Source organism: Kitasatospora sp. NPDC056531 (assembly GCF_042794375.1).
In the GTDB taxonomy this organism is placed as follows: domain Bacteria; phylum Actinomycetota; class Actinomycetes; order Streptomycetales; family Streptomycetaceae; genus Kitasatospora.
The window spans coordinates 145,096-151,283 of record NZ_JBHTTU010000009.1 but is presented as its reverse complement, the minus strand read 5'-3'; the positions used below and the strand labels follow the sequence as shown (position 1 = coordinate 151,283).

Genomic DNA, 6,188 nt, shown 5'->3' with positions numbered 1-6,188 from the left:
GTCGGTGGGGGGGGGGGTGGCGGTCGGCCTTTTGTTCTTTTGCTTTTCTGTTCTCCCCCCCCCCCCCCCCCCCCCCCCCCCCCCCGCCCCCCCCCCCCCCCCCCCCGCGACTACTTCAGGCGCTCAGGCCGGCCCGTCAGTTGGTCCAGCCGCCCATCATCGAGGTGTTGTCCTCGCCCAGGAACGCCCGGACGTTGTCCCGGATGGCGTCCGCGGCGCTCGCGTCGAGCGTCACGACCTCGGTCACCTCGGTGCTCTCGGTGTCACTGGTGATCACGGACATTTGCGATCTCCCTTCACTGGATGGATGGAGCGACCTCCCCGAACGAGGAGGAACTTGTGGGGGTCGGTGACCCACATCGGCTACGTGAACCTGGTGCCGCGCGCCGCCAGGGGGGTTCGCCGATGGAGACCAGCTGGACTATCGGCGGCTACCGGACCTGGTCACCTCTCAGGCGGCGCACATTCAGTCAACCCCTGGCAACATTGGGTGACGAGGTCGCACCGCAGGACACTTCACCGGACACATCGGTGAGTGGTTATGGCCTCTCATCCCCGGCCGGGGAAAGTAACTACCGTGGATGCCGTGGGAGCGCCCATGTCCGAACCAGCACAAGGGAATTTGCGCTTCGTTGCAGCGCGCGTCGAACGGGGATGGCACACGCAGCAGGACTTCGCGGATGCGTACGACGCCAAGGCAGAGTCGCTCGGCGAGAAGGCCAGAATCTCTGTGCGTCAGGTCAGACGCTGGGAATCAGGACAGCCCGCCTGGCCCAACCGGGACGCTCGGCGAGTCCTGGACGCAATGTTCGGCATGCCGCTGGAAGGCCTCGGGTTCGTCCGCCCCCCTCGCCCGGCAGGCCGGCGAGCAATCTCTACCGAGCAGAGTCAGGACGTGGAGACGAACGTGCTTCGCCGCACCTTCCTCGCGGGCGTGCTCGCCGCCGCATCTCCCGTCCCGACCTCGCTGCCCTGGACCACCTCACTGCCGCAAGCCGCGACGCGCGCCGCTACAGCGACGACCAGCTCGTAGCACACCTGCGGACCGCCCTCGACGAGACCGCCCGCACCGACAGTCTGGTCGGCCCCCACACCGCCCTACCGACCGCGCTCGGTCTGATCACCGCGATCGACTCCAGCGCCCGCGAAGCCGACCCTGCCGTACGCCACCAGCTCCTCAACGTCGGCGCCCGCGCCTCGGAGCTCGTGGCCTGGCTCTACCGCGATGCCGGAGCGCCCGCCCACACCATCGCCTACTGGCACGCGCAGGCGAAGGAATGGGCGACGCTCACCGGCGACAGCGCGATGCACGCCTACGTCCTGCTCAGGCAGGCCCAGGCCACCGACCGCTCCGACGCCGCCCGGATGCTCGACCTCGCCCGCGCCGCTACCAGCGGCCCGTGGACACTGCCGCCCAGGCCCCGGGCTGAGGCGTACCAGCAGGAAGCCCGGGCTCTCGCCTTGACCGGCGCCGACAGCGGCCAGGTCACCCGCGTCCTCGACCTCGCCCACGCCGCCCTCGCCCAGGCTGACCCGGTCCAGGCGCCGCCCAGCTGCACCGGTCCGCTCGGCGAGAGCTACACCGTCGAACGGCTCATGGCGCAAAGCGCAATCTGCTACCGCGAAGCCCGCCAATCCGAGCGCGCCGTCGTGCTCTTCCGGCGGCACCTGGCCGACGGCGTCTTCGCCCCACGCGACCGCGCTTTCTTCACCGCCCAACTGGCCGGAACTCTCGCCGAGGCCGGTGAGCCCGACGAGGCTGCCGCCGTCGCCCTCCAGGCCCTTGGTCTCGCCGCTGGCGCTCGCTTCGGCCAGGCCCTCGCCGAGCTGAGCCGCACCGCCGATACGTTGTGTCGCTGGTCCCGGCGACCGGCGGTCCGAGACTTCCAAGAACGGCTGCTGGTTTTCACCGCCGGTTAGGCAGCCAGGAACTCCCGCACCCGGTCGATCACTTGTCGCTGCCACGCCTGCGACTGCGGGTCGAGATAACCAGGGTCGTCATGGACTGCGAACCCGTGCTGCGCGCCTTCGAGTTCGAGGAGTTCCGTCGGACCGCCGAACATCGGACGGTGGCGGTACGTGGACTCGATAGGGACGAACGTGTCCTTGGTGCCGTGGACCATCAGCACGGGAGCGTGGACGGATGCGAGCATCGTGGGGGTGTCGAGGTAGAAGACTTCGTTCAGCAGCGCTCGGTTCAACTGGAACGGCGACTTCTCGGTGTAGCCCTGGCGGTCGAGGAGCGTCGCGGCGGCAGGGGACAGGTAGTCGTCGCTCCAGCCGGGGCGACTGGTGACGTAGCGCTCGCGGTAGTCCAAACGTGGGTTCAGGAGCACCAGGCGGTTGACGTCGTCGGGCCGGTGGGCAGCGTGCAGGGCCGCCGCGCCGCCGGAGAAGGAAGCCGCGATGACATGGACGGCCCCGGCGACGCCCGTGTGTGCTCGCAGATGGTCGCCCGCAGCACGAATGTCGTTGGCGACGGACGCGATGGTGAGGTCCGCTTCGCGGCCGGCGCTCTCCCCGTGCGCGCGAAGATCGAAACGCAGGCTGGCGATGCCGGCCTCGGCGAGCCGAGCAGCGAGGCGAGTGAAGAATCCGCCTTCTTCACGGGTGACGCCCGAGCCGTGGGCGAGGACTGCGAGTGCCCCAGTGGGCGCTGCTGGGATGCCGATCGTCCCGTAGAGCACGGTGCCGTCGAGGGATCGGAATGCCGTCTCGTGATCCACCATGCACTGATGGTAGCCATCGGTCGTGTAGTCGCGGATCCATACGGCACGACTCGTAGCCGTTGACGGGCGCGGACACTTTGCGTGTCAGGGCCCGCCGTCGACAAACCGGCGCATCGGTGCGCGGAGGCCTCCCAGTTGGGCCGATGCCGATGGAGACGTCCAGCAGGGCGCACAACGGGTCGGCGCAGGCCATCTGCTCGCAGGCGATGGCCTCGACCCGCTGGCGCTCGCCCGGGCCACTGTCCGTTGACTTCGGGGTGCATGGAGGGGTGCCCACGAGACCCTCACCCTTGGGCGGACGCTACTGGTCGATTCGGAGTCGTGATCATTTCGCCCCGCCGAGCTGGTGTCCCCAGCTCGGCGGGGCGACGTCCGCGAAGTGGCTGGTGCGGGAGCGGGCCCGGAGATGCACGCATCGACGGGACGCACCCCGCAACGACCGACGCCGGTCTCCGAGACCAAGTCTCGGAGACCGGCGTCACGCGCCGCGGCCGATCACTCACGATTGAGCATCAGTGCCCGGTGGGCGGCGGGGCCCAGGGGCCACGGGTGGCCGCGATCAGGGGTTGATCTGCTTCAGGTAGTTGATCTTGCCGTCGGCGTCCTGGCCGATTTCCCAGGCGTTGTACTTGGCGCAGAACTTCGCGCCCCCCATGCAGTCGTACACCCGCAGCATCAGGAGGTCGAAGGAGTTGGCGGTTCCGTCGTAGCCCTTGCCTGCGTCGACGTCCTCCACACCGGGGCCGGCGCTGTTGTAGACCTGGATGTCCTTGGAGATGTTGTAGCTCTTGACCGGGCCGGTCCCCTCGTAGTGGCCACCGGTCGCATCGCAGACGAACTTGGCGTCCTGGGCCTTCAGCGTGGCGTGGTCCTTCTGCTTGTCCGGGTAGATGACCTTGTGGTTCGCAACCGGCTTCAGGCGGTGAGCGCCCTGCGAGGCCGGGTTGCAACTCGGGTCCCCGGCCGGGCCGTTGGTGGCTGCGGCCGACGCGGCCGGCGGCGCGTTGGTGGCCGTGGCCGTGGGCGCGGCGGGCGCGGCGGACGAGGCCGCTGAACCGGGCTCGGTGTCGGACGGGCCGCAGGCCGTCAGCAGGGCGAGCGAGAGCAGCCCCGCCGTGGTCGCAGCGAGCAGTTTGGTACTCACGGATATTCCTTCCCCCGATGACAGATGACGATCTATCTGCCTGGAGATTATATGCTTGGAGATCATCAACCTTGCCCCCATCTCCCTGGAGGCCCCGGCTGGGCGCCGGTTCGCCGCCCCCGGATGTATACAGGCGCCCCGTGAGGCCCTCGCCCGGGGTGGGCGAGGGCCTTCGCGCGTTCACTGCTGTTCGTCGCGCTCCTCGGGGTGGGGCATCTTGAGGGTCGCGACGACGCCGAGGGCCACGGTGGCGATCGCGAGGGCGAGCAGGGCGAGGAGGATCGCGCCGACGAAGAACTTCACCGGTGCCACGCCTGGTCCTTCTCCAGGTCGCGGAGCAGGTGGAGGAGGTTGAGGAGGGTGCTGACCGGCGCGTTCCCGAAGTCGATCAGGATGCGGCCGTCGAGGGTCGTTTCGCCGGCCGAGGCGGAGCCCCAGAGGAGCCCGTACGGCAGGCCGCGCCGGTGCAACTCGCCGAGGAGCGCCGTGATGTGGGGCTCGGTGTAGTCGCGCATCCGGGGGTCGTCCGGCGCGACGGGGTCGCGGGTCACGCGAGGGAGTCCAGCTCGTACCAGGTGGTCTTGCCGCGCTTCTGCGGGTCGACGCCCCAGCGGTGGGTGAGGCCCTCCACGAGCTGGAGGCCCCGGCCGGTTTCGGCGAGGTCGGAGGACGTTCGCGGCTGGGGCAGGGCGTCGCTCTCGTCGGAGACGGTGACCCGCAGGGTGCCGTTGAGGAGGGAGAACCAGACGACGGGCACAGGGGTGTCGCCGTGCCGCCACGCGTTGGTGATGAGCTCCATCAGGGCGAGTTCGGCGTTGAAGATGGTCTCGGCGTCCCAGCCGTTGCGGGTCATGGCGTCCCGCAGGGCCTGCCGGGAGAGGGTGAGCGAGGGGGTGTTACGGATGCACACGGGAACCTCCGTGAGGCTGTGGTGTGGGGAGAGGTGATGACGGTCGTCGCCGTGAGCCAGGCCACGCGTGGTTGCTCTTCGGTGCGCGGGCAGCAGGCGCCTACTGCCCTGAGTGCAGGCATTACTGACGATCCGTCGGATTGAGCTGAGAACGACGATATGGCATCTGCTCTTTAATTAAATTCGAACGGGTGAAGGTTCCCCCCCGGGGGACGCGCGCTGCCGAGCCCGGATGGATCCGCCAGCGACCGACGCGGCACACTGGCCTCTGCACCAGCAGAGAGGACGCCATGGCCCTTCGGATCCCCACCCTTCGTCAGCGACGGCTCGGTGCCGAACTGCGAAGGATGAGAGAGCAAGCCGGCTTCGGCGGCAGCCAGCTCGCCCGTCTGCTCGGGGTGACTCCCGCCCTGGTGAGTCAGATGGAGATCGGGAAGTCAGCCGTCAGCGTTGCGCGTCTGCACGAGATCGCGGAGGCCTGCATATGCGTCAACGCGCCCCTGATCGAGGCACTCGCGGACATGGCCAGGGAGCGAGAAACCGGTTGGTGGGAGGAGTACAGCCCGAAGCTGACCACTGACCTGCTCGATGTCGCAGCGATCGAGGCACACGCCCAGCGAATCGCCACCTACTCGATCACCTTCTTGCCCGGGCTGCTTCAGACTCCGGCCTACGCCGCTTCGGTGTTCGCCCGTGCGATCCCGCCACTGCCGCAACCTGATGTCGACCTCCGCCTGGCCTTCCGCCTGCAAAGGCAACAGATCGTCCGCAACGGTGCTACGCCCTACACGGCGTTCATCCATGAAGCCGCACTGCGGATGCAGTTCAGCGGGCCAGAGGCCCTTGCCGAGCAACTCGGTGCCCTCATCGACCATTCCGAGAGCCCTGGCATCTCAGTTCGAGTCGTGCCGTTTAAGATCGAATCGCTGCCCGGCCCCAGCGAGAACTTCGTCTACATCGCCGGCCCGGTGCCCGAGTTGGACACAGTGCAGATCGACATCAGCTTCGGGTGTCCACTCTTCGATGCACCCTCCGACCTTGCAAGTTACCGCGAGATCCTCGATCGACTGGCGACTGTAGCCCTCTCCGAGGATGACTCGCGGGACTTCATCCGATCCATCAAGAAGGAGATAGAGGGCAATCATGAGTAGCCCTGCATGGCAGAAGTCCAGTTACTCCGGCTCCAGCAACGCATGCGTTGAGGTCCGGGCTGCCGATGGGGTCGTTGAACTCCGGGAGTCCGACGAGGGTGATGTCATCGTCCGCACCACCCGCCTCAAGTTCGATGCGTTCCTTCGAGGCGCCAAGGCCGGCGAGTTCGACCACCTCACCACCCCCTGAGCGGGGGCAGTGAAGAGCCCCCGCGCCCGCCACCCCGGGGGCGCGGGGGCCGTCTGTCCTCCGA

Annotated in this window: 10 protein-coding genes; 4 read left to right on the top strand and 6 right to left on the bottom strand. The window is 68.3% G+C overall.

The annotated features are described in order from the left end of the window. Positions 1-136: 136 nt before the first annotated feature. Complete coding sequence (locus tag ACFQ87_RS12225) at positions 137-283, bottom strand: hypothetical protein (RefSeq protein WP_380610585.1); 147 nt, start codon at positions 281-283, stop codon at positions 137-139. A 612-nt stretch (positions 284-895) separates the two neighbouring features. Between ACFQ87_RS12225 and ACFQ87_RS12220 the strand changes: the two genes are divergently transcribed. Continuing rightward, on the top strand, positions 896-1,033 hold the full coding sequence (locus tag ACFQ87_RS12220) for a hypothetical protein (protein ID WP_380610584.1): 138 nt from the start codon (positions 896-898) through the stop codon (positions 1,031-1,033). A 173-nt stretch (positions 1,034-1,206) separates the two neighbouring features. Beyond that, positions 1,207-1,920 (top strand): hypothetical protein, encoded by a 714-nt coding sequence (locus ACFQ87_RS12215; RefSeq protein WP_380610583.1) that lies wholly within the window; start codon positions 1,207-1,209, stop codon positions 1,918-1,920. Here ACFQ87_RS12215 and ACFQ87_RS12210 read toward each other — a convergent pair. From ACFQ87_RS12210 to ACFQ87_RS12190, 5 genes are all read right to left on the bottom strand, one after another. After that, complete coding sequence (locus ACFQ87_RS12210; protein ID WP_380610581.1) at positions 1,917-2,729, bottom strand: alpha/beta hydrolase; 813 nt, start codon at positions 2,727-2,729, stop codon at positions 1,917-1,919. The genes ACFQ87_RS12215 and ACFQ87_RS12210 overlap by 4 nt on opposite strands. Before the next feature lie 559 nt (positions 2,730-3,288). Continuing rightward, positions 3,289-3,873 (bottom strand): hypothetical protein, encoded by a 585-nt coding sequence (locus ACFQ87_RS12205; RefSeq protein WP_380610580.1) that lies wholly within the window; start codon positions 3,871-3,873, stop codon positions 3,289-3,291. Between the two features lie 180 nt (positions 3,874-4,053). Continuing rightward, entirely contained in the window at positions 4,054-4,185 is a 132-nt protein-coding gene (locus ACFQ87_RS12200) for a hypothetical protein (protein WP_380610579.1), read from the bottom strand. Continuing rightward, positions 4,173-4,424, bottom strand: a complete 252-nt coding sequence (locus ACFQ87_RS12195; protein ID WP_380610578.1) for a hypothetical protein — start codon at positions 4,422-4,424, stop codon at positions 4,173-4,175. The genes ACFQ87_RS12200 and ACFQ87_RS12195 overlap by 13 nt, the downstream gene beginning before the upstream one ends. Beyond that, positions 4,421-4,783: an ATP-binding protein gene (locus ACFQ87_RS12190; RefSeq protein ID WP_380610577.1), complete on the bottom strand. Its 363-nt coding sequence runs from the start codon at positions 4,781-4,783 to the stop codon at positions 4,421-4,423. The genes ACFQ87_RS12195 and ACFQ87_RS12190 overlap by 4 nt, the downstream gene beginning before the upstream one ends. A 290-nt stretch (positions 4,784-5,073) precedes the next feature. On the opposite strand from ACFQ87_RS12190, the gene ACFQ87_RS12185 reads away from it, so the two are divergent. After that, positions 5,074-5,934 (top strand): helix-turn-helix domain-containing protein, encoded by an 861-nt coding sequence (locus tag ACFQ87_RS12185; protein WP_380610576.1) that lies wholly within the window; start codon positions 5,074-5,076, stop codon positions 5,932-5,934. Next, a complete protein-coding gene (locus tag ACFQ87_RS12180; RefSeq protein WP_380610575.1) occupies positions 5,927-6,124 on the top strand; it encodes a DUF397 domain-containing protein in 198 nt (65 codons plus the stop codon). The genes ACFQ87_RS12185 and ACFQ87_RS12180 overlap by 8 nt, the downstream gene beginning before the upstream one ends. Positions 6,125-6,188: the final 64 nt, after the last annotated feature.

What these genes read in the sequence shown, in the direction of transcription:
- ACFQ87_RS12225 (WP_380610585.1), bottom strand. Translation starts at nt 283, where the DNA reads ATGTCCGTGATCACCAGTGACACCGAGAGCACCGAGGTGACCGAGGTC.
- ACFQ87_RS12180 (WP_380610575.1), top strand. Translation starts at nt 5,927, where the DNA reads ATGAGTAGCCCTGCATGGCAGAAGTCCAGTTACTCCGGCTCCAGCAAC.
- ACFQ87_RS12185 (WP_380610576.1), top strand. Translation starts at nt 5,074, where the DNA reads ATGGCCCTTCGGATCCCCACCCTTCGTCAGCGACGGCTCGGTGCCGAA.
- ACFQ87_RS12210 (WP_380610581.1), bottom strand. Translation starts at nt 2,729, where the DNA reads ATGGTGGATCACGAGACGGCATTCCGATCCCTCGACGGCACCGTGCTC.